Here is a 20,628-nt window from a genome sequence, read left to right as displayed (position 1 = left end):
CATCCGATCTAAATACACATACTTCCCCTTAAAAATCCAGCAAGTATGCAACCTGAATCCAGCATCTTTTGTATCAAATCTACAGATAAGTCATGGGAAAGGGCGGTGATGGTGTGGGGGAGACTACGCTTCACATCCGAGTTAGAGACATGCTGAAACGTCCTGTGTCTCGCAAGGCCGAGTACCTTGCCAGTCATCGTGCATTGGAGTGCTACGTACGCTGGATAAATTGTCGTTATCATCTGATAGAAAGGTTCGGTTTCCCTCAACTGGCTCTCTCGCTCGGCTGGAAGGTTCACGGAATGGACCGAATGCACTTGGCCCGGATGGGCAGAGAGTACGATGATGCGGTCCGATAAAAAGACTGCTTTGGGGATGCTATGGGGATGCTATGGGTAACAAAGAGGAAGGTTTTTCCGGTGGAACGTTTAATCTCAAGTAGCTCCATCTGCAATTTTTCTTTGGTGAATTCATCCAGCGCAGAGAACGGCTCATCCATTAATAGAAGAGGTGGATCAAGTGCATGGACCGCTGCCAAAGATGACAGAAACATGATCCACCTCGATAAGCTGTTGTTCAGAGGTAACTCTTGTGGATGGATGAAGTAATACAACAGAGGGAGAGTTCATAGGCATTCTCCTTTGGAAGGATGGGATGGTTGGAGCAAACGTCAAGGCTGAATGGTGGAAGGTTAACCTACACAAACGTAACGGGTTGACTTGTTAGATACTACTATATCGATTTGGCCGAAAATTACATTATACAAACTGTGTGGAGTATGGGCTTGTACATGTGACACACTGTAAAATGAGATTAATTCTCATCATATTTGTTGCATATCTGTTGTATATCTCTTACACGTTTGTTGTGACATGAAGTAACATGCAGTTGCCATAAATCAAACTCCCTCTCCACTCCTCTATCTTCTGCAAACAGCGTATATTCATTTGTATTAATTGATGAAATATTCGGAAAATATGACACATCTACTCGTAATGCTATGAGATTTCATGTATAACGTTGGATATAGACAGAGATTGTAATAAAGCCATGGTGGGATACAGTTGTACCAACGATAGCTTGAATTACCACAAAATCATGAAAAACAACATGTTTGAGGGCTGTTCAAATCTTTTTAAATCCAAAATTCGGGGTGGTCATCATGTTTGATTGGCTGGGATGGAAAAAAGGGTTACCGCTGTGGTGGTCTTATCGGTTGAATGCACACCGGAAGGAAGATGTGGAGCACATTTTTGAAGGGATCGCGGAGACAAGAAGACAGTTATTGATAGATTGGGCGAGTGATCAGTGGAGTCATCTGGATCGATTGCTTCAGCAGATCGGATCGGTTAACTTCCAGGAGGTGGAGCACGGATCAGCACAGGCAGAAAAGCTGGATACCTGGTTTAAGGCGAGCTATGCACGCACCCAGGATAGTACGGAATTGTTCATACTTAACGAGCAGCATCAAGTTGTATTTTCTACATATCAGAAACATATAGGTCAGCGTTATACCCCTCACGAGAATATATCCTTTGGTCCCGGATTGAGCTATGGACAAGCAACTATACACGGTCAGAAATGTCTGTATGGTCCGTATTCTGATCCGCTTACGCTGGAAATCGGACCACGCTCGTCCACATTTCATGACGCGATTACCCTGATGTTCATTGTCCCTATCGTGCAACAAGGTAGGTACGCAGGTGCTTTATGCAGCCGTATTCCTGGCGACGTGCTTGGTGATCTCATTCAGCGTGAATCGGGACACATCTATCCGGACTCAGGTGATAACTATCTGTTTATGGCCGAGTCTGTGTTGCGACCTGAGCTACAGCCAGGTACTGCTCTATCTCGGAGCCGCTTCGAGGATCGAACATTCACACATGGAGAAAACCTGAAAGACGGTGTAACAACCGATTGGGGCATCGTGTCTGTCCAAGAGCATACAGAGCTTGAGCTGATGTTCACCGATCCCTCTACCGGCCAATTACATCCGGGCGTATCGAAAACGATTCAAAATGGCTCCAATCTGTTTGTGTCCTATCCCGGTTATTCGGATTACCGCCATATTCCCGTCATCGGTAAAGGTATCACCTTTCATCTCCCTCACTGCCCGGATCGCTGGGGCATGATGTGCGAAGGTGATCTGGAAGAAGTGTACCGCATACGCAGTATCGGATGGCGACAATTCAAACAGCATAGCTTCTATATTATGCTCTCGGCCCTTCTTGCTGCCGCCTTGATTTTTGTGCTGACAGGCAGCGGATGGAACGCTGCTGCAATCGCCGGCTTTCATGTCATCTTGGGATTCTTGGGTGCATTCCAGCTTCATCGCAAACAATACAACCGCGTCCATGGGGACTTGCGGAGTCTCAGTCAATTCATTCGGGTGAACGCGGAGGGTAAAGGTGATCTTACCCAGCGTCTGGACACAAACGCTTTTGCTCAAGATGAATCAGGTGAACTGGCTAAATGGATTAATAATATGATTGATTCTCTGGAGAGCATTATGCTCAAAGTCCAGCGGGCTACGGTGGACGTGATGGATAATCAGCATCTGATGCGTGCATCTACAGAGACCACTCAAGTGACTACTGACCGCGTCAACCTCAAGCTTGGTTCAATGATTCAAATCTCCAGTGCCGTGTCGGATACTAACCAGACGATCCTCTCCTTCCTCGGCACAATGAAAGACATCTACCGCGCCTTGGCGGTCATTGAAGAAATATCCGCACAGACCAATCTGCTCGCATTAAATGCGACAATCGAAGCCGCTCGCGTCGGAGAGCATGGACGCGGGTTCTCGGTTGTCGCTGAAGAGATTCGTAAGCTGGCCGATGTGTCCCGCTCCTCTACAGAGGACATTCATCAGATTTTGGATCGGATCTCGACGGCTGCAAGCGCAGCTTCCAAGCAAATCACCGAAGGAGACCAGGTGCTCGCCGAAGGAACAACGCTGGTTCAAGCAGCGTCAGAGCTTCTCCAAAAAGCCAGCTCCGAAGAAGCCGAGCGTACCCAAGTCGTCGATCAGGTCGTATTTTTGATGGAAAATATCGCTGCCATCAGCCACCAAAATCGGGTGACCTCCGCCGAGGTGGAAGCCGAGATGATGGCGTTGATTCGGGATATGTTGAAGGTTCAGCAATCCTCCCATGATGTGGAGGCCATTACCCTGTTCCTGCAACAAGTCGTTGGCCAATTTCAATTAAATCAGCCTGCTTAAATTGCTATCATGGGACGTCATCATTGACGCGGATTGGAGAAATAGCTAAAATTTGATGCAACTGTTGCTTTTACAATTGTCGTATCATTTACTATAGAAGGTTTCCAATCTGAACCGTTGAAAGGGTGGTCTGCATGGAACTGCTTCAGGATTCATTTGGCCGTATACATGACTACATCCGTATTTCCGTTACGGACCGCTGCAATCTGCGCTGTGTCTACTGTATGCCCGCGGAAGGCATGGAGTTTGCTCCGCATGATGAGATAATGAGTTATGAAGAAATTACGGAAGTGCTAAAAGTGCTCGCCCCGATGGGCATGCGCAAGGTTCGGCTCACGGGGGGAGAACCCCTGGTACGTAAGGATTTGCATAAACTTGTGGGCATGATCTCTGCCATTGATGGCATCGAGGACATTGCACTGACCACGAATGCCTTGTTGCTGGACAAACAGGCGAAGGCTTTGAAGGATGCTGGGCTGAACCGCATTAATATTAGCCTGGACTCCCTGCATGCTGACCGCTTCTCTATGATCACACGCGGTGGAGATGTCAATAAGGTACTGAAGGGTATCGAGGCAGCTACTGCGGTGGGCCTGGCACCGATCAAGCTGAATGTCGTGCTCATGAAAGGCATTAATGATGATGAGATCAAGGATTTTATCGCTATGACGATGGATCAGCCGCTACATGTGCGATTCATTGAATACATGCCAATCGGGCAGGCTTCCGATTCCTGGCGTCAATCGTATTTGCCGCTGGAGGCCGTGACGGATGTATGCGCCGAGGCTGGCTGGACGGTTGAGAATACCGAGGGCCCTGCCGGGAACGGTCCATCACGTAATATGAAAATTACAGGCTCCCAAGGCACATTTGGTCTTATTCATCCAGTCAGTGACCACTTCTGCGATAACTGTAATCGGCTGCGCCTTACAGCGGACGGACATATCAAGGCTTGTCTGTACTGGTCAGATGAATACAATGTTCGCCGCTATGTAGATGATCCCGATGCGATGGCCGCACTTTTCCTGAAAGCACTCGGTACCAAACCGAAAAATCATGAAATGGCGCTGGCACTGGAGAAAAAAATGCAATCCCACACCCCGACGGTACGACGCATGTCGCAGATCGGTGGATAGAACGAAGCCGTACAGCCCCTACGACACGCAAGAAATGCTTCAATCACCTAACGGAAGACACATCGTTTATCGAACATTCCGTCAGTTGAGAACGTCATAATAAGTGCTGTATTATGTATGATCAAAACAGACGAGAACATCATGTTCCCGTCTGTTTTTTTTGCACATATGTAAATATCGTATTAAAAACATAACATGCTCTGATTCAAACGCTTCAAAAAAATGTAATAGACGTTATGCCCTTTTTAGGCCTAAATTATGCTAATCGATCTGACGATGTATAATATACACCCAGATGATATACACACATACCTACAGGAGCTGAACTTATTGAACATCGTAGAAGCACTCACTGCAGCAAGTCCTTATTTTAAAATTATGCTGAAAGAACACGATATTATGATTGCCGTTACCGATACCGAGAAGTTCTGGTATTACGTTCCCGGCAACGAGCTTGATCTTGGCATCAGAGCCGGAGATCCGATCTCTCTTGAAGACCCTACACTGCGCCGGGCACTTGTGCATGGGGAGACCTCAGCCAATCGCATTGACGCCAAATTTTACGGCACACCCATTATTTCATCCGCCACTCCTCTTTATGATGATGAAGGAAAGATTGCAGGAACGCTTGCTATAGGTTTTTCACTTCAGAACGAAGAAAAGCTGGAGCACTTTACCGACCTGATTACAGGCATCAGCGGCAGGTTATCAGAGATGGTGCAGACGGTCGCTGCACAGTCCGAACAGCTAACTGCTTCGTCTACGCAAATTTTGGACAACACACGCCTCGCTGTGAAGAACTCCGGAGAGGTCAATAAAGTTGCCGTATTTATTCGTGAAGTATCGGAACAAACGAATCTGCTTGGTCTGAATGCAGCCATCGAAGCCGCACGCGCGGGCGCGGCAGGTGCGGGGTTCGGCGTAGTTGCCACCGAAGTGCGTAAACTGTCCACCGGAACCAAGGAGGCGACGGTGAACATTGAACGTTCCCTCAAGGATGTGCAGTCCTCCATTCAGCAGATGGAACAGGAAATTACCTCCATAACACAGTCCAGCAATGCACAGTCTGAACTTGTAACGGAGTTCAGTGAGATTATTGACCATCTGAACGCAACAAGCCAAGATCTTAAAGTGTTTATTGAATCGATGCTGCTAAAAGCAGAATAAACGGATACATCAAGCTTCCCGTGACTCTGTGACGGGGAGCTTTTTTGCTACGAAGTGTTAGCTAGCAGGTGCACGGCTGCCCCCTTCTTACACCCATCCAGCCTTTACGATTCCCTAGTTTTCATTGATTCACCTTGCTCATGTGCTTTGAACACCTGATTTAGGAGTTAAAAAGCCTCCAGCACATCATCAGCGCGATTCCAACCATAATCAAAGCGGATATGCGGTTCAGCACAATTCGTAGATGCCCTGTGCGATCATGATTGCCAACTACGCTGCCTGCAGCGGCAAGCCCCAGAAACCAAATCCAGGATACAGCCATTGTTGTGACCGTAAAATACATACGCTCCCCCCCTGCATACTGAATGGAACTTGTACCAATGACAGCCACGGTATCCAGCAATGCATGCGGATTGAGAATAGACACCGAAGCGGCAAAAGCAATCTGCCGACCTGCCGACATCGCTGTCGGGGCTTTATCTGAGGAAGCCGATGATTTCCATAACCCCCAGGCCATGTAGAGCAAGAACAGGCTTCCAGCCACATATAAAACATGGGTGAGTATAGGCCATTGAATCAAAATGAGAGACATGCCCCCTACAGCGGCTCCAATCAGCAGCGTATCACTAATCCCTGCTGTAATTATAGCCGGCAGTGCATGCAAGTATTTCTTCTGCGTTAACCCTTGATTGAAAATAAATACATTCTGAACACCCAGCGGTAAGATCAAGCCAAATGCCAGCACCACTGCATGAATAAAAACGTCCATTGTCCATCCCCCTTATCTCTTTCTTCAGCGTAAATGAAATTAGGGAAGACGTAACCAACCACTTGGATGGCATGGAGCCCAACCAAATGGTATAGTGGACGATACAAACACGATAACGGACTCTTTCTTTATAACTACAGGAGGTGAAATTACCTGATGGGACGTCAATATTCCAATACATCTTCTAGACAAATTTGGCAGCCTAACCCTGCGCTTGATTTGCCTATGTATCGTCAGATTGAAGCCTATATCCGGCAAAAAATCACAACAGGCGAGTGGTCGGCTGGGACTCGTCTGCCTTCTCAGCGAACACTGGCAACATCCATGGGTGTAAACCGCAGTACGCTGGTCACCGCTCTGGATAACCTGACTGCGGCAGGGATGATTGAAGGCCGACACGGAGGCGGTACCTACGTCTCCGGTTCCGGTTGGCACAGTATGGCCCATGCCGCCTTACCCAACTGGAGCGAAGCTGCACAGGAAGGCTGGTACTATCCGAATTTGCCCGAGATTCAGCAGATTAATCAGGCAGAGTTCAGACCCGGCATTATTCGGCTGGGTACAGGTGAGCTCGCGCCAGAGCTGATGCCTAACGAAGCGTTTAATAAAATCCTCCAGACCCTGTCCAGCCAAACACGTATGCTGAATTACATCGAACCTCAAGGCAGCCTGGCGCTTCGTGAGGCGTTGTCCATACATTTGCAGTCTAATGGCATTCAGGCCTCACCTGATTCGATTCTGATCGTATCGGGATCTCTACAAGCACTGCATCTAATCTCTGTGGGACTGCTGCCTCGTGGATCTACTGTCTTGTTAGAGAAGCCGTCCTATCTCTATTCCATCCATGCCTTCCAATCGGCAGGGCTAAAGCTAAACGGAATTGCCATGGAGGAAGAGGGATTACATCTGGGACATTTAGAACATGCGATACGAACGTTGCACTCAGGAAACGACGAGAATAACAGCGAGTCCTTCCCGCTACTGTACACCATACCGAGCTTCCATAATCCTACAGGCAGCGTGATGAGCTGCCGTCGCCGGGATGAATTGATGTCCCTCGCCCGCAACTCCGGCATTTCGATCTTGGAGGATGCCGCTTATCAGGAACTTTGGCTGGATCACCCTCCTCCTCTTCCACTTAAGGCAATGGATCAGGAAGGTCGGGTGCTGCATATGGGCACTCTCTCCAAAGCGGTCAGTCCAGGTCTTCGTCTTGGCTGGCTTGTCGGTCCTGTGCCCGTCATTCGAAGGCTGGCCGATATCAAAATGCAGACGGATTACGGTACCAGTTCACTCGCACAGGAAGCCGCCGCATTATGGTTTACAGATGGCCATCACACAACTCATATGGAGCGGCTACGTCCGGAGCTCCGAAGACGCAGAGACTTCATGCTGGAGCTACTGCATCGCTATTTTCATGACATTGCAGAATGGGCAACGCCAGAAGGCGGGTTCTATATCTGGCTACGCTTCACAGCGGAACCCTTGTCTATCCGTAAGCTGTTCTCTGCCTGTCTGGAAGCCGATGTTCTAATCCACCCAGGTTATCTGTATGATCGGCTGGATGCGAGTCATATCCGGCTCTCTTATGCCTATGCTTCGCAAGATGAGATGGAGCGCGGACTGATTGTCCTTGCACAAGAAGCACACAGGCTAATGAAGCCCAGCGTGTGAGCAACATCTCTTTACATTGCAATATTGTAAAATACGTCGTTGCCCCCTATTGTACTGCTGATACTCAACTTGCGCTTATTTGGGATGCTCACCTTGGTGTCCCTCTCTTTCCATAAATGAGAATAGCCTTGAACTAACGGAGTATATCCGCAGTTCAAGGCTATAAGCATGAGCTTTTACACACTTAAGTGTGTAGAGTGGAATCGCAGGAACAGGAACAAGCTCCTATACCTATTATCCTTTGACCGCTCCCTCCGCAATACCCTCCATAATGAACTTTTGGAAGAATGCATAGATCAGGATAACCGGAATTGCAGTCAAAACCAGAGAAGAGAGAATTAACGGCCATTCCTTGTTATACTCACCAAACAGCATGTTCGTGGACAGGATAAGTGTGTACCGGTTTACATCCGTCAACATCAATAGCGGTAACAGGAAGTCATTCCATATCCACAGGAAGTCCAGAATTGCAATCGTCACCGTGATCGGAAGCAGCAGCGGGAAAATAATCTGAAAAAACGTCTGGAACTCGTTACATCCATCGATCTGAGCCGATTCTTCGAGTTCACGCGGAATGGACTTCACAAACCCGTGATAGAGGAAGATCGCCATGTTTACACCAAGTCCGATATAGATCAGAGCCAGTCCGTAAGTGCTTCCCTGCACCCCCATCCCCTTCGCGACACGCGTCAGCGGGATCATGATGGAATGGAACGGCACCAGCATGGAAGCGACAAACATGAAGAAGATCAGATTGCTAAGCCTGCCGGAAGTCCGTGACAGCTTGTATCCTGCAAGCGAAGCACAGAAGACGATGCCTCCGATACCCAGAATTGACACAATCGCGGAGTTCAGCGAGCTGCCGAGCAGATTGATTTTGTTAAACGCATCCGTGTAGTTCTCCCAATGTAATGTGGTCGGCAGAGCAATAAAGGATTGGAACATTTCACCCTGTGTTTTGAATGAGTTCACCACAGCCATGTAGATCGGTAGCATGGCTACCAGAGAGCCGAGAATCAGTAACAGCCGAATCAGGTAGTTATTCAGTCGCTGCATTCTCATGCTTCCACCTCTTTTCTCTTCATGACGGTGATCTGGATGAGTGTAAAGATAAGAACGATAGCAAACAATACAACCGATTTGGCACTGGCATAACCGTATCTGAAGTTGTTCGAAAAAGCTTCTTCATAGATATTCATGGTGATGACCTGTGTAGCCCGACCCGGGCCGCCGCCTGTCAATCCATAGACCACCTCGAACACTTTGAATGCACCGTTCAGTGTCAGGAAGAAACAGATTGTAATAGCGTGTGTAATCATCGGCAGTACGACGTTACGTAACACTTGAAATGCATTTGCACCGTCAATAACCGCGGCTTCCTTGAGGCTTTTCGGTACACCCTGCAATGCAGCCAGGTAGATGATCATCATATAGCCCACACCGTTCCAAAGCGATACGATTAGAATCGAGTAGAAGGAGAACTTCGGATCACCGAGCCATTGTTGGTCGAGAAAAGAAACGGCCAATTTCTCAGCCAGCTGCGGCAACACCTGGGAAAAGATGAACGTCCACATGAATGCACTGATGATTGTACTGATCATATTGGGCATGAAGAACAATGTGCGGAATAACCCTTTGCTGCGTGTACGCGACTCAATGAACACGGCGAGCAGCAATGCAATGACATTTTGCAAAATCAGCATAAAAATAACATATTTCATCGTAAACCACAGCGAGTTGAGGAAGTCAGGATCTTCCTTGAACAATTCCACAAAGTTCCCCAGCCCGATAAAGCTGTAGTCACGGTTTAACCCGTTCCAATCCGTCAAGCTGTAGAACATCCCGCTAAACGTCGGGTACAGCAGGAATATCGCATAGATTACAAAGGCCGGCGCTGTGAACGCGAGCAATGAAAGATACTTTTTGAACACATTCGTAGCCATAACTTCTCCCCCTTTTTGCACAGCGGATGAAGGTTAACGGGGGAACGAAGATCGTTCAGCCAGCCGTTTCATCTGCTTCGAGACTGTTACGAAATAAAGTACCGCTAATTTGTTGACAAAACCCCGAGCTTAATACGGAACCAAACGAGATTTTGTCAACAAACGCAGGTACTGCTTTCTTACAGCTCAACCTTGTTGATCGTTCAGGCGCTTACTTGTTAAGCATCCCGCTCTTATTTATTGACTTTATTGTAGGATTTCCACGCTTTGTCGAGCGCATCGATCACCTGCTGTTGATTCAACTGTCCGGAGTAGTACCCTTGAAGAGCTTTACCAGACTCATCCTTCACGGCTTGTGGAATCTTTGGATCTTGATAAGCTTTGCCTTCATTAACATATTTCAGGGCGTCGTCTACCCACGGGAAGCTCTTGAACGTATGCACTTTGGCAACCGGATTAAACTTGAGCGCTTCATAGAATGCACTGGAATCTTTATCATCCAGAATGTAGTTTACAAAGTCGAGTGCCACTTCTTTGTTTTTACTTGATGACGATACAGCTAGTGAAGTGGATGTGCTCAGGTTGATTTTCGTATCATCCGGATTATCGTTCAGCGGCATTGGAGCTACACCAAAATTAACGTCAGGGTTGGACTTCAGAATCGTTTCTGCGTACCAAGGTCCTTGAATCCACATCGCCGCTTTGCCTGTAGCATAAGCGGCAGCGCCGTCATCGGCTCCAACTTCAAGCGCTTTATCCGTTCCGTTCGCATTGACGAGATCAAACACATCAAACAGTGCTTTCATATCGGAGAAGGAAGCTTCGTCCTTGTTCATTTTTTCCACAAAGTCTTTGTGCTCCGTTTGTGTCAGCGCCCCTACAGTGAGTGGCAGGAATAATTGCGGAACCCAAGCTTCTTTGTAAGACAGCTCAAACGGTGTAATGCCAGCTGCTTTCAGCTTCTCTACAACCGCTTTCATTTCTGTCAACGTTGTTGGAACCTCCAGCCCTTGTTCCTTGAAGATATCTTTGTTGTACAGATAACCCCATGACAAGGTTTCCAGTGGAACCGCAACCACTTTGCCGCTTGCATCCGTTACCGAAGGTTTAACCGAATCCAATAATTTATCTACAAAAGGTTGGTCGGACAAGTCCTCCAGATATCCGGCTTTGCTGAAAGGTGGAATCTCATTCACCGCATGCAGAGCAAATACGTCTGGTGCGTCATTGGAAGCAAGTCTTGTTTTCAAAATCTGAGGTGCATTATCTGCTGGCGGCATCTCCAGTTGCACATTCACTTCAATGTTTTTGTCTGCTTTTTCCTTGGCTTTGAACTGTTCTATATATTTATCGTAATGTTCTTTCAGCCTTGGTTGAGCAACGAATACTTTGAGGTTTACGGTGCTGCCAGCTTTGACTTCGTTCTGTTCATTATCCGTGCCTGCATTCGAGCCGCAGCCTGCGAGCAGAACGCTGACCAGTGCCGCACTTACAACGCTTTTCCATACTTTCATCTCTTATGACCTCCCGGTGTGACTGGTTTGTCTTTCATAGGCTTATTATATATCGCAAAATGTAAGCGCTTCATTGGACAAAATTAGACTCTTCCATTGGATTATTTTAAACCTTAATTCAAGCAACATTCCCCGAATGATTCATTCGGGGAATGGGTTAGGCAACTTATGCTGGCCTTTGCGCATCTCTCCGGGTGACACACCAAAGTGCTTTTTGAATACCCGATAGAAGTAGGACACATCTTCATACCCCGTCATCTCGGCGATATGTTTGAATGGAATCTGATCATCCATCACCCACTCTTTGGCCTTGGTCATCCGAAGTTGAACCACATAATCGGTCACGTTCACGTCATATTCTTTCTTGAAAGCTTTGCTCAAATATTCCTTACTGACAAAAAATATTTGGGCAAGCTGCTCCAGCGTAATCATCTCCATGCAGTGTTGCTGCATATATTGCTTTACCTCTTCGAGGTTGAGCTTGTTCTTATACTTACGCTGGGCAATTAATTGTTCCAGCGCCTGAACATAGGAAGCGGAGATCCATTCCACAGCCGCCCGGATCGAACCCAGCGCTGATGCAGGAGGCAATATTCCCTCTTCCGGACGATCAAACAGCCCATTGGACACACATAGCTCGTCCAGTATATTCTGCAGCTCATAAACCGCACGCCCAAGCTGGCGAGGTCTGCGAACCTCGTTTTGTTCCAGCTTCTGCTCTAATTGATGAAACCATTCCCGCAGGCTCGTCAGGTTCAAGTCGTTGAAGCGCAGACGTGCTTGCTGCTGGAACAGAGAGAATTCACCCGCGAATGAAGCCCGATAAGCTTCCCACACTTCTGGTGCCGTAGCAGCTTTATCCAGTTCATGACTACATTTCGCCAGCGTAGCATTTAGTTCATCCGGATTCACCGGTTTCAGCAGATAATCAGCTGCACGATACCGCAGAGCATGTTTAGCATAATTAAAATCATCATAACCGCTCACCACAACGACCTTAATCTCCGGGTACTGACTGCTCAGCGTCTGCATCAGCTCGACACCATCCGATCCAGGCATACGCATGTCCGTAATAATAAGATGAGGTTGCAACGTCTTGACCATCTGTATCGCCTGTTCTCCATCCTCTGCTTCACCGCAGACAACCAAGCCGAGCTCATCCCATTCACCAAGATTACGTAAAATATCGCGATTCCACGGCTCATCATCCACCAGCAACACTCTATAGATCTCCTTGCTCACAAGGGCTCGCCTCCTGTTGTGCAGGGGATCGTTACGATCACTTTTGTTCCCTGCCCAAGTTTACTTTCCATACGCATACCGTAATCGGGTCCAAAATGCATCACCATTCGTGATGCGGCATTGAGCAGTCCAATACTCGTGCCTGAATTCCATACCCGATCGGTATACCGCGTAATGCGTTCCAGTTTGGATTGCATCTCTACGAGCCTGTCCGGCTCCATACCCATGCCATTATCACAAATTTGAATCGTCACCCTACCCTGCTGTGGATCACAGAGCACTTCGATGCCTAGCTTCCACTCCCCAGGCTTTTTCTCCAGCCCATGCAAAAATGCATTTTCTACAATAGGCTGTAAGGATAACTTCGGAATATAACACGCTCGGAGTTCTCCCGTAATTTCCAGTTTATATTCAAGTCGGGTGGCAAAACGTTGCTTCTGAATCAGCATATAATGCTCCAATTGATCCAGTTCGGATTGCAGAGGGACAAGGCCGTCCGGTGCCCGTACAATATAGCGGAACATCTCACTTAATGCCCGGATCACCTTGTAGCTATCTGCCGGCTTTTGCGAATAGACCATGCCACCGATCATTTGTAATGTATTTTGCAGAAAGTGGGGATGAATCTGAGATTGTAGTGCTTTGAGCTCGGCTGTCTGTTTCTCCAGATTCATCAAATAGTTATCCCGGATATGCTCCCGAATTCGACTAGCCATACCGTGCAGATTTTTCTCCAGCAGGCCAATCTCATCCACTCGTCCGCTACGCTCTACTTTACGATCCTTGATCAACTGGATACCCTTCATTGAATTCGCCAGTCTGACAATAGGTTTAGAGGTTCGCCAAGCGACCAGTGCCGCCAGAGCAACAGACACGACCGTTGCCACTCCGCCCACAACTAGCCCATACTTCATCGTTTCCAGTGCACTCTCGTTAATGACATGATCCGGTACGATTTTAATCACCCTTAGCCCTGTCGACTCAATATCGTGATAGAAAATATATTCCTGTGCTGTACGAATAAAACCCGCGTTATTCTTCGTTTCGCTCAGCTGCTTCAACGCTTCATCCGATGGCTGGATGGAGGAGTTTGGCTGATATACCGGATGACCTGAACTGTCTCCGATATAGGCGGTATAATCTCCCCTGCTGTCGAGCAGTTCAAGCGTCTGGTTAAACTCGGCCCACTTGATCTCCAGACTGATTGCTCCGATCTGAGCCTGATCCTCAAAGCGGTTCATGCTGCGGGTCATATGGAACTTTTGCGGATCTACCGGATCATTGATAATTGTAAAGTCTTTATGCTCCGTAAAAAGCTTATGATACCCTTGCGGAATATCCGCAACCGTCTTAATTCGGGATTCCATAGAATTGAAGGTGAACAGGGTGTCCTGCTCCTTCAAGTACAGTTCGACCCCAAACACATAATTGCCAGCAGAATAGTACACACTGTTCAGCATATTAAAAACAGCCTTTTGTTCGTCAAAACGGCTGGAAGCAGGCGCTTCTTGGCCCAACGCCAAATACTGATGTAGCTCATCACTGATCTGAATGGAATAAATGATATTATTCATGCGGGTAAACTGTTCTGCCAGATAGACAGAGGCCCAATTCATATTGACCCGGTTCGTATCCATAACCTCGGCTTCCATGGAGGAACGCGCATTCTCCGCGGCTACCGCAGTTATCACAATGACTGGCAGTACAGCGACCAGGGTCATGGTCAGTATCAATTTATTACGAATGCTGCGCTTGAAAGGGTCTATCAGCCGACGGTATAATTCGTTAAACACAGCGCATCCACTCCTGAGCTAAAATAAGACAAACGCCCCAGCATCAAAGCCGAGGGCGCCATGGTCTTGTTATTTTTTTCGGAAAATATGAAGTGAATGTTGAACCAAGATTTTACACAGGCCACTCCGATGACAGAATAACCTGGAGAGTAGCGGTTATCCCCAGATTTTTTGATTCCTTTTTCCAAAAGGGAAAATCCGGTGATAAGCGTATGCTTCCGATGGAGCTTTCTTGCAGAAAGCTTTTAGGCGAACGCTTCGCTTTTTCAGGTTTTTTCTGTCCTCTCCGTTAAAGTGTAAAAGAACAATTCAAAATCTTCTATTTTCCTTGGGAACTTAAAATCTGCACTATTATTCCCTAGTGTTGTTCGATAATGCGTATGCCCCATCGTTCCAGCTTGATCTCCTGCCCAGCAGCAATCGAATCTCCCGATAACAGCTCTGTCCCTTCGCCGTGCACGTGCTTGAAGGAAACCGGCTCATCCGCATAGTTGAAATAGTAGCGGATGGTATGCCCATGATCGTTCAAACCCGTCTTCACAATGATTGGAAAAGCAAGCTCCTGATCCGCTCCCCATACACCCGCGTCCTTCATCACACGTTCCAGTACCTTGCGAATGACGGCAGCGCTCGTATAACAGCCAACATATGTTGCTTTGCCTTTACCGTAGTTATTTTGCGTGATTGCCGCATACTCTCCCCAATGTGGATGATCGTACCAAGCGAGCACCTCCGCAGTCGTCGGCGTAATCAGCTCCATCCAGGTGTGTACCTGATTATGCTCCTCACCTACGCCAAATGGATCATCGCGTAGCCCAACATGCTTTGGCTCAACAAACAAGTTGTAGCTAATGCCACATGCTCCACTGATCAGTCCGGGCTGACGTGTAGAACGAACTTTGATGTGTTCATTGGCAAAACCGCTTTTGAACGAGTAGACGATATGTCCGCCGTCCTGTACAAATTGATTTAATTTTTCCAGCAATGCATCCGAAGCAGCATACAGAGCAGGCACCACTAGCACATCATAATCTGCATAACTCTCCACGGAAGGATCGATAAGATCGCAGCCAATGTTCATTTTATACAGCTCATCGTACATCCAGCGCACAACGTCGTTGTAGTTCTTGTCACTGGTAAAGTTAAAGCCAAACCACTTGATGGAGGTTAACGCCTCGTTACTAAACAGTACAGCCACCCGATTTGTTATCTTCAGATTCACCAGCTTAGGACTCAGGCGAGCAAAATCGCGGCCAATCGTCTGCGCTTCGTTATACACCGGATTCGATTCGAAATCATGGCTTAGCAGGCCTTTCCAGTAGGTCTCAAACGAATTGTGCAGCGAGTGCCAATGCCAGTAGGCCACCATATTTGCTCCGGAAGCCAGATGACTGAATGCCTGTAATCGCAGTTGGCCCGGATAAGGAACCCAGTGCCAGAAGGCCTGTGCTTCGGTCTCCAGAACAAGGTAGTTGGATTGTTTGGTGGAACGCGCCACATCTCCTCCGAACGAAATCTCAATGCCGGTTAACTCATCTTGGGAAGGATGATAGATATCTACACTGGTGATGTCAAAAGGTCGGGATGCTGCAAAATGATCCACATCCCCCTGAATGCCGTAGGAATACCCGCGCCATTCAAAGTCAAAGTTCTGGGTAACAAACTGGCCTTCCTGTTTGTACTCATTAACAATCCCAACTTGCCACGCCAAGAAATCCGTGACCAATTGCCGCTGGAACTTGGCAAACTCAGCTCCCAGGCTACCGTTAATCGTACCCACAACGGAAGGGAAGTCCTCCCAACTATTGATCCGATTACTCCAGTAATCCAGTCCAAATTCCTTGTTCAACTCGTCCAGGGAGCTGAACTTGTTCCGCATATATTTAACAAACTGTAACTGCACGTTGTCTCCAGCTGTGTTGTAGTGCTTGGTTTCATTATCTGTCTGATATCCGATAACCGCCGGATGTTTGCTCACGCGTGAGATCAGCTTACGAATGATGCGCTCTGCATAAAACAGATACGTCGGATGCGTGATGTCCATAATCTGTCTTGCTCCATATTTTCCAGGTCCCTGTGCGGTTGTTGCCAGCACGTCCGGGTGCTCCTTCACCATCCACGTCGGAACAGCATACGTTGGTGTGCCTACGATGACATGAATTCCGGCCGCATGCATCGCATCCAGCACCCGATCGACGGAAGTGAAATCAAACACACCGTTTTGCGGTTCATGGGTACTCCACGTTGATTCGGCGATGCGCACGACATTGATCCCAGCATCCTTCATCATCTGAATGTCCTTGTCCAGTCTTTCATATGGCATATATTCATCATAATAGGCTACGCCGTATAATAATTTGTCCATGAAATAGTCTCCTTTGAGTGTATAAGGTAAGTTGACATGTTCCCGCTTCTGATGGTAGCGTTTACATTAATGCTAGTATCGTTTTATTCGTTGTTTAATATCTGTTGATACGCTTGCATATCCCGATATATTAGGATGTCCGCGTTAAACTGATTATAATGAAGTACATGCATAGTGCCGATGGCACAAGGCGAGTATTTTTTACCCTTTTCCGAGGTGAATGTCATGGATATCCGTTCGCAGCTTCGAGAGATGCCATACCATACGCTGGCTCACTGGCTTCCAATTATCGATTGTAACATCAAATTTTATGGCGCTCATAGCCAGCAAGTTCCATATAGGTGGGCTATGCCTGAGGAGACACATCCGGGCTTTGAGATCATTCTGATCATTCATGGAACGCAGGAGAGTGTGATTCATGGCTACACGTATACGGTGGATGAAGGCTCTATTCTGCTTATTCCGCCCGGATTCAAACATACCAATACATGTATTTCTGCGGAGGGTATGACCTATTTTAGCGCACATTTTAACGTGGATGATCCGGTATTCACCTTAAAACTCATGTCCCAGCGTAGCAGAATCTATGCCGCCGGTACGGGAGATAATATGAAAATAAAAGCCGTGCTTGAAAGCTGGATGAGCATGATTAATACAGCCGAGGCTTATTCGTCCACAGACAAATTACTCATGCAAGCACGGATGTTCGAACTGTTTGCGCTGTTATCTCAAGCAGCAGAGAATACACCCGAATCCACGATCTCGGTTGATGCTGCTCATGCCCCTGCTCCGACCGCCATGCATTACGCAGGAGCGATCGCTGAAGCGATCAAGCAGGCTTTCCATGCCCAGTTACGATCACGGGACGACAATGTATCTTCGGTCAAAGTCGAGCAGATCATTTCGTCGTTTGGCATTAGTCCGGGATATGGTTTACAAGTTTTTCGCAAAGTATTCGGTCATTCTCCGCGGGCCTACCTGTCCAGCCTGAAACTGCAAGAGGCCAAGGTGTTGATCGAGCAACCTGATCTTTCGCTTGGGGAGATTGCCATCAAACTTGGTTACACCCATTTGTCTCATTTCAGCAGACAATTCAAACGCTGGACAGGCCAAAGCCCTCTACTCTATCGAAATCAACATGCAGAGAATAGCCTGAATCCCGTTGCTCAACCTCCAGAAGGAAACTCCGAACGCTGAAGATGAATTCGTATATTTTCGAATTCTTCGGGAGTATTCATATTGCTCAATTGTAGTGCGGCATGTTCAATACCTACTTGCTCCAGTTCGTCTATTTCGGCAAAATGGCAACCGATCTTTTCCAGCCAGCGAATGACACGCAGCCGGTCATGAATAAGGCACTGTTCTAGCTCTGGAAGCACATGTCTGTGGTAAACCCCTGCAAGGGGATGAATGCGTCCTTCTACTCGCGGAACGATGGCGTTGCATGTTGGATATTGTACTGCGAGCCTCTTCATTCCATTGAAAAAAGAGGTTTGCAGAAGCGGCATGTCGCAGGCACTAACCAGATTCCACTCTGTCTGGGAGACACTGAGTGCTGCGTGGAGCCCCGCAAGTGGCCCCTTGCCCGGGTAAACATCCTGTACGCATTCGAAGTCTTCATCCCCTAGTGCGGTGTAAATTGCTTCGCTCGGCCCCGCTGCAACAACAACCCGGGATACGGCGGGTCTGATCGCATTGTTTATATGAGTTAACACGGCTGAACCATTCAGTTCGAGTAGTGCTTTGTTCGTTCCCATTCGGCTGGATAATCCACCTGCCAATATAATGCCTGTCCATTTTTCAGCGTCCATAACGCTCTCCTCTTCCCGTAAGAACCTGAGTTATATATTCGTGCAATATTACACCGAACTTATAAAGCACATATCCATATTATACATTCCGTTGCATCCGTTCTGGGATAGGACATGCCTTTAATTCATATATTCTATACGTTGAATCCCCTTTCAACAAATGATACATTGAACAATATGATTCGATTCGGAAAGGAATGGCTCAATTGGACAGATCTGCACCTGTGAGAGGCACTTCCTCGCTGACCTCTCTGAAACTATATAACTTTTTCATCTACGGAGCCATTTCGATCTTTGCCGGATTCCTGCAGCTCTATCTTCAAGAGATTGGTATGACCAAACTGGAGATTGGAAGCCTCATGGCCATCGGTCCTTTTGTATCTCTGTTTGCCAATCCGTTCTGGGGGTTCTGGAGCGATAAGTCGCGCAATATCCGTATTGTTCTAATGATGATGATGGGAGGCACCTTTGTGCTTGCACAGGGTGTATTTTATGCGCCCTCATATGCCTGGATCTATGTCGCCATGATTTTCTTTTATTTTTTCCAAAGTCCCTTATTCGCTCAAACCAACAGCCTGATTCTCGGTTATATCGACGGTACAGGTCAGAAGTTCGGATCCTTTCGGCTCTGGGGCTCTCTAGGTTGGGCGCTGACTGCAGTTGCTGCTGGGCCGGTTATTGACCGTTTTGGCGTTAGCAGTGTGTCCATTATTTTTGCATGCATGATTGCAGTAGCGTTTGTATTCTCTGTACTTTTGCCAAGGCAGCCCATTGCTTCTGATACCCCGATTGTGACGTTTCGGCGGTTCGGCAAAGTGATGTTTAATCCGTATTTTATGATCTTTATCGGTCTTGGGGTGCTCGTTTCGGTACCCAATGCCATGAACAGTACATTTATGTCTCTTTATATTGTAGAGATGGGCGGCGACAAACAGATGGTCGGCTGGGCCATCTTCACATCCTCTATTCTCGAAGTGGGTGTGTTCCTGTTGCTGGATCGGTTACTGAAACGCAAGATGAGCATACTACTGGGCTCTCTGATTCTGGTCAGCCTGTTGTTTGCTCTTCGCTGGCAGCTCATGGCGCTGGCTAACAACCCGATGGAGGTTGTCTTTATTCAACTCATGCACTCGGTCACCTTTGGCGGTTATTTCTATGTGGGCACACAACTGACGATGCTGTTTATTCCACGGCCTTACCGCTCCTCAGGGCAAGCGGTGTATACGATGGCTTGGGGTGGTCTCTCCGGCGTCATTGCCGGGCTGTTTGGCGGTTGGCTATTCCAGAGCTTCGGTGCAGAGGTAATGTACAACATCGGTGTCTTCTTTTCACTCATCGGCGCTGCTGGCTTTGCCATCATGTGGCTGTGGAACCGTCGTAATGGGTACCAGCCAACGGTGCTGACCGAGATGGGCAATATGGATGAAGACAAGTAAGTGGGGATGTGGCTGACCACCCTCGCATGAAGCAGAGCACTGCGTGCTGGGAAATTCGCAGTACGAGCTAGATGAGTTCAGTAGATGAAGTAATTGAATGAGGTAAGTAAATGAGGTAAGTAGATGGAGGATGTAGTTGAGGAATAGCTGAGAAGTCATTGAACAAATGAAGCTTCAGTTTTTGCGTAATGATTCCTGCAGACAATGGAACAGTCCTGTGAAAAGTTAGTGGTAACTCTCGCAGCTAACCGCTAACGATCACCACGAAGCTTATCTGTGCAAATTTTTAGTCATTTCATATTCTAACGATCACCAGAAGCCTTATTTCCATTCAAACCGGGGAAAACAGGGTGAAAAGACTACATTTTCAGGAAATAAGCTCCGTACGGATCGTTAGAATTCAGAAGTGCCGAATAGTAGGGAAATAGCGTTCCCTGTGATCGTTAGAGTAATTTGCATAATATAAGGAAGACATCCCCTCTATATCGAAAAACACAAAAAGGGCGTCCCGTCATCTTAAGGATGTAAAATGTACCCTATAAGATGGACACTTAA

The 20,628-nt window shown here is 47.5% G+C and carries 16 protein-coding genes; 6 read left to right on the top strand and 10 right to left on the bottom strand.

Going from position 1 to position 20,628, the window contains the following annotated elements; translation table 11 throughout:
* Nucleotides 1-295: 295 nt before the first annotated feature.
* Nucleotides 296-553 carry a hypothetical protein gene (locus H7T88_RS27965; RefSeq protein ID WP_221791659.1) on the bottom strand — a complete coding sequence of 86 codons (258 nt, stop codon included), beginning with the start codon at nucleotides 551-553 and terminating at the stop codon, nucleotides 296-298.
* 609 nt (nucleotides 554-1,162) lie between these two features.
* On the opposite strand from H7T88_RS27965, the gene H7T88_RS27960 reads away from it, so the two are divergent.
* The 3 genes from H7T88_RS27960 (at nucleotide 1,163) to H7T88_RS29095 (ending at nucleotide 5,526) form a co-directional block, all read left to right on the top strand.
* On the top strand, nucleotides 1,163-3,223 hold the full coding sequence (locus H7T88_RS27960) for a methyl-accepting chemotaxis protein (protein ID WP_221791657.1): 2,061 nt from the start codon (nucleotides 1,163-1,165) through the stop codon (nucleotides 3,221-3,223).
* A gap of 134 nt (nucleotides 3,224-3,357) precedes the next feature.
* The gene (gene moaA / locus H7T88_RS27955) at nucleotides 3,358-4,359 is read left to right on the top strand and encodes a GTP 3',8-cyclase MoaA (RefSeq protein ID WP_154891985.1); all 1,002 of its coding nucleotides are present in this window, start codon (nucleotides 3,358-3,360) and stop codon (nucleotides 4,357-4,359) included.
* A 330-nt stretch (nucleotides 4,360-4,689) separates the two neighbouring features.
* Complete coding sequence (locus H7T88_RS29095) at nucleotides 4,690-5,526, top strand: methyl-accepting chemotaxis protein (protein ID WP_221791655.1); 837 nt, start codon at nucleotides 4,690-4,692, stop codon at nucleotides 5,524-5,526.
* Between the two features lie 160 nt (nucleotides 5,527-5,686).
* Here H7T88_RS29095 and H7T88_RS27945 read toward each other — a convergent pair whose 3' ends face one another.
* Nucleotides 5,687-6,295 carry a LysE/ArgO family amino acid transporter gene (locus H7T88_RS27945; protein ID WP_221791653.1) on the bottom strand — a complete coding sequence of 203 codons (609 nt, stop codon included), beginning with the start codon at nucleotides 6,293-6,295 and terminating at the stop codon, nucleotides 5,687-5,689.
* Between the two features lie 156 nt (nucleotides 6,296-6,451).
* Between H7T88_RS27945 and H7T88_RS27940 the strand changes: the two genes are divergently transcribed.
* Nucleotides 6,452-7,969, top strand: coding sequence for an aminotransferase-like domain-containing protein (locus H7T88_RS27940; RefSeq protein WP_221791652.1), 1,518 nt, complete (start codon nucleotides 6,452-6,454; stop codon nucleotides 7,967-7,969).
* A 234-nt stretch (nucleotides 7,970-8,203) separates the two neighbouring features.
* Here the strand turns inward: H7T88_RS27940 and H7T88_RS27935 are convergent, their stop codons facing one another.
* From H7T88_RS27935 to H7T88_RS27905, 7 genes are all read right to left on the bottom strand, one after another.
* Nucleotides 8,204-9,031 carry a carbohydrate ABC transporter permease gene (locus tag H7T88_RS27935; RefSeq protein WP_090922754.1) on the bottom strand — a complete coding sequence of 276 codons (828 nt, stop codon included), beginning with the start codon at nucleotides 9,029-9,031 and terminating at the stop codon, nucleotides 8,204-8,206.
* Complete coding sequence (locus tag H7T88_RS27930) at nucleotides 9,028-9,912, bottom strand: carbohydrate ABC transporter permease (RefSeq protein ID WP_090922752.1); 885 nt, start codon at nucleotides 9,910-9,912, stop codon at nucleotides 9,028-9,030. The genes H7T88_RS27935 and H7T88_RS27930 overlap by 4 nt, the downstream gene beginning before the upstream one ends.
* Nucleotides 9,913-10,145: 233 nt before the next feature.
* Complete coding sequence (locus tag H7T88_RS27925) at nucleotides 10,146-11,426, bottom strand: ABC transporter substrate-binding protein (RefSeq protein ID WP_154891989.1); 1,281 nt, start codon at nucleotides 11,424-11,426, stop codon at nucleotides 10,146-10,148.
* A gap of 141 nt (nucleotides 11,427-11,567) precedes the next feature.
* The gene (locus H7T88_RS27920) at nucleotides 11,568-12,668 is read right to left on the bottom strand and encodes a response regulator (RefSeq protein WP_261769660.1); all 1,101 of its coding nucleotides are present in this window, start codon (nucleotides 12,666-12,668) and stop codon (nucleotides 11,568-11,570) included.
* Nucleotides 12,665-14,461 (bottom strand): sensor histidine kinase, encoded by a 1,797-nt coding sequence (locus tag H7T88_RS27915; protein ID WP_221791650.1) that lies wholly within the window; start codon nucleotides 14,459-14,461, stop codon nucleotides 12,665-12,667. The genes H7T88_RS27920 and H7T88_RS27915 overlap by 4 nt, the downstream gene beginning before the upstream one ends.
* Complete coding sequence (locus tag H7T88_RS27910) at nucleotides 14,434-14,649, bottom strand: hypothetical protein (protein ID WP_221791648.1); 216 nt, start codon at nucleotides 14,647-14,649, stop codon at nucleotides 14,434-14,436. The genes H7T88_RS27915 and H7T88_RS27910 overlap by 28 nt, the downstream gene beginning before the upstream one ends.
* A gap of 170 nt (nucleotides 14,650-14,819) precedes the next feature.
* Nucleotides 14,820-16,826 (bottom strand): beta-galactosidase, encoded by a 2,007-nt coding sequence (locus H7T88_RS27905; RefSeq protein ID WP_221791646.1) that lies wholly within the window; start codon nucleotides 16,824-16,826, stop codon nucleotides 14,820-14,822.
* A 180-nt stretch (nucleotides 16,827-17,006) separates the two neighbouring features.
* On the opposite strand from H7T88_RS27905, the gene H7T88_RS27900 reads away from it, so the two are divergent.
* Nucleotides 17,007-18,023, top strand: coding sequence for an AraC family transcriptional regulator (locus H7T88_RS27900; RefSeq protein WP_260511196.1), 1,017 nt, complete (start codon nucleotides 17,007-17,009; stop codon nucleotides 18,021-18,023).
* Here the strand turns inward: H7T88_RS27900 and H7T88_RS27895 are convergent.
* A complete protein-coding gene (locus H7T88_RS27895; RefSeq protein ID WP_221791644.1) occupies nucleotides 17,993-18,637 on the bottom strand; it encodes a molybdenum cofactor guanylyltransferase in 645 nt (214 codons plus the stop codon). The genes H7T88_RS27900 and H7T88_RS27895 overlap by 31 nt on opposite strands.
* Before the next feature lie 197 nt (nucleotides 18,638-18,834).
* Between H7T88_RS27895 and H7T88_RS27890 the strand changes: the two genes are divergently transcribed.
* A complete protein-coding gene (locus H7T88_RS27890) occupies nucleotides 18,835-20,073 on the top strand; it encodes an MFS transporter (RefSeq protein ID WP_221791641.1) in 1,239 nt (412 codons plus the stop codon).
* Nucleotides 20,074-20,628: the final 555 nt, after the last annotated feature.

The organism is Paenibacillus cucumis (ex Kampfer et al. 2016), from assembly GCF_019748695.1.
Lineage (GTDB): Bacteria > Bacillota > Bacilli > Paenibacillales > Paenibacillaceae > Paenibacillus > Paenibacillus polysaccharolyticus.
Note: the sequence above shows the minus strand (reverse complement) of the source record. Positions and strands in the feature narration are given on the sequence as shown.

Excerpts from the sequence above, each read along its gene's own strand:
- H7T88_RS27900 (WP_260511196.1), top strand. The coding sequence starts at position 17,007 with ATGGCACAAGGCGAGTATTTTTTACCCTTTTCCGAGGTGAATGTCATG.
- moaA (WP_154891985.1), top strand. The coding sequence starts at position 3,358 with ATGGAACTGCTTCAGGATTCATTTGGCCGTATACATGACTACATCCGT.
- H7T88_RS27935 (WP_090922754.1), bottom strand. The coding sequence starts at position 9,031 with ATGAGAATGCAGCGACTGAATAACTACCTGATTCGGCTGTTACTGATT.
- H7T88_RS27965 (WP_221791659.1), bottom strand. The coding sequence starts at position 553 with ATGTTTCTGTCATCTTTGGCAGCGGTCCATGCACTTGATCCACCTCTT.
- H7T88_RS27945 (WP_221791653.1), bottom strand. The coding sequence starts at position 6,295 with ATGGACGTTTTTATTCATGCAGTGGTGCTGGCATTTGGCTTGATCTTA.
- H7T88_RS27895 (WP_221791644.1), bottom strand. The coding sequence starts at position 18,637 with ATGGACGCTGAAAAATGGACAGGCATTATATTGGCAGGTGGATTATCC.
- H7T88_RS27960 (WP_221791657.1), top strand. The coding sequence starts at position 1,163 with ATGTTTGATTGGCTGGGATGGAAAAAAGGGTTACCGCTGTGGTGGTCT.
- H7T88_RS27930 (WP_090922752.1), bottom strand. The coding sequence starts at position 9,912 with ATGGCTACGAATGTGTTCAAAAAGTATCTTTCATTGCTCGCGTTCACA.
- H7T88_RS27940 (WP_221791652.1), top strand. The coding sequence starts at position 6,452 with ATGGGACGTCAATATTCCAATACATCTTCTAGACAAATTTGGCAGCCT.
- H7T88_RS27905 (WP_221791646.1), bottom strand. The coding sequence starts at position 16,826 with ATGGACAAATTATTATACGGCGTAGCCTATTATGATGAATATATGCCA.
- H7T88_RS27890 (WP_221791641.1), top strand. The coding sequence starts at position 18,835 with ATGGCTCAATTGGACAGATCTGCACCTGTGAGAGGCACTTCCTCGCTG.
- H7T88_RS27925 (WP_154891989.1), bottom strand. The coding sequence starts at position 11,426 with ATGAAAGTATGGAAAAGCGTTGTAAGTGCGGCACTGGTCAGCGTTCTG.